The sequence below is a fragment of the Streptomyces sp. NPDC002926 genome (genome assembly GCF_053591755.1).
Window position 1 is genome coordinate 1 of sequence record NZ_JBSFUK010000091.1, and the last position, 1,324, is coordinate 1,324.

At 41.5% G+C, this 1,324-nt stretch carries 2 protein-coding genes; one reads left to right on the plus strand and one right to left on the minus strand.

Features of this window, described 5'->3' with window-relative positions; genetic code table 11:
- Positions 1-225: agmatine deiminase family protein (locus tag ACWDZ6_RS33395; RefSeq protein ID WP_451505832.1), on the minus strand; the 225-nt coding region annotated here is incomplete at its 3' end.
- A gap of 144 nt (positions 226-369) precedes the next feature.
- Between ACWDZ6_RS33395 and ACWDZ6_RS33400 the strand changes: the two genes are divergently transcribed.
- Positions 370-1,317, plus strand: coding sequence for an IS30 family transposase (locus ACWDZ6_RS33400; protein ID WP_451505833.1), 948 nt, complete (start codon positions 370-372; stop codon positions 1,315-1,317).
- The last annotated feature ends 7 nt before the right edge of the window (positions 1,318-1,324 follow it).

The window sequence follows — 1,324 nt, forward strand, 5'->3', positions numbered from 1 at the left end:
ACGAGCATTTTGATATTGGGATTGTGAAACTAACATTGTTACTGGTGTAAATCTACTAATTGCTTTAGCAACATTAGTAAAGGCAATCTGAACAGGTTTTGCTCCATCACGCCAGTTATCTGGACGTTCGGGCCAGATCATAAAAATTTGATCTTGAGCTTCAAATTCACCAGGCATCCGAAAACCATCTTCTTTTGGTGTTGTACCAATAATACGTTTTGCCATTTTTTCTCTCCTATTTTTTTATTTTTTTAAATTTAATAATTAATCGCAAATTGTAAAATGAAGTTAGCCACCTTGAGTCAAGCAAAAAACATCTGAATCTCTTATACTAGAAGTTCGACCAAATAGTATAAAAAGGAAATTCAGATGCAAGACTATTCTATCACAAGCCAGAGCAAAGGGAAACACCTGACCAATCAAGACCGTTTAAACATTGAACGTTGGCACAATAAAGAAGGACTGAGCAACCGTGAGATTGCGCGCTTATTGAATAAAGCTCATGGGACGATTGACAGAGAGATGAAGCGAGGGGAAATCCAGCTCAAGCGGAAGGTAAAATACTCTGCTAAAAAGGCTCAAGAAAATTATGAAGGATTGAGGGCTCACAGTGTTCGTCCGAGTAAACTCACGACTGAGATTGATTGTTATGTGAGTACACGTCTTAAAGAAGACAAGGACTCTTTGGAAGTCATTCATCAGGCTCTAAAAGGAGTTTCTCTGAGCAGCCTCTACAATTGGGTCAACTGGGGCTGGTTAGAAGCCAAGCGTCATCATCTTTTCTATCCGCAGTATAAGGCGGCAAAGAAAATCAAACCTCGTGCGCCAAAGCATCCTTTTGGTAAGTCTATTGAAGAACGGCCTGAGTTCATTAACAATCGCTTAGAAGTGGGGCATTACGAGATTGACACGGTCATTCTTACGAGAGCTAAGAACAAGGTGCTTTTGACGCTCACAGAGCGAAAATACCGCACGGAGATCATTCGCTTGATTGATGGGAAAACAGCACAGGCGGTCAATGATGAGCTGGTGGAACTTCAAAAAAGTTATGACTTCAAATCCATTACCCCTGACAATGGCCATGAATTTGCAAGGCTCTCTGAGGTCGTAAGCTGTCCAGTTTACTATGCACACGCCTACGCGAGCTTTGAGCGAGGGACGAATGAAAACCATAACCGAATGATTCGTAGGCATCTGCCAAAAGGCACAACAAAGACGACCCCTGAAGAAGTCGCCGCTATCGAGTATTGGATGAACCATTATCCAAGAAAAATGTTCAACTATAAGAGTTCATATGTGATGAGCTTGGCTGGCTAACTTGGAA

Excerpts from the sequence above, each read along its gene's own strand:
- ACWDZ6_RS33400 (WP_451505833.1), top strand. The coding sequence starts at position 370 with ATGCAAGACTATTCTATCACAAGCCAGAGCAAAGGGAAACACCTGACC.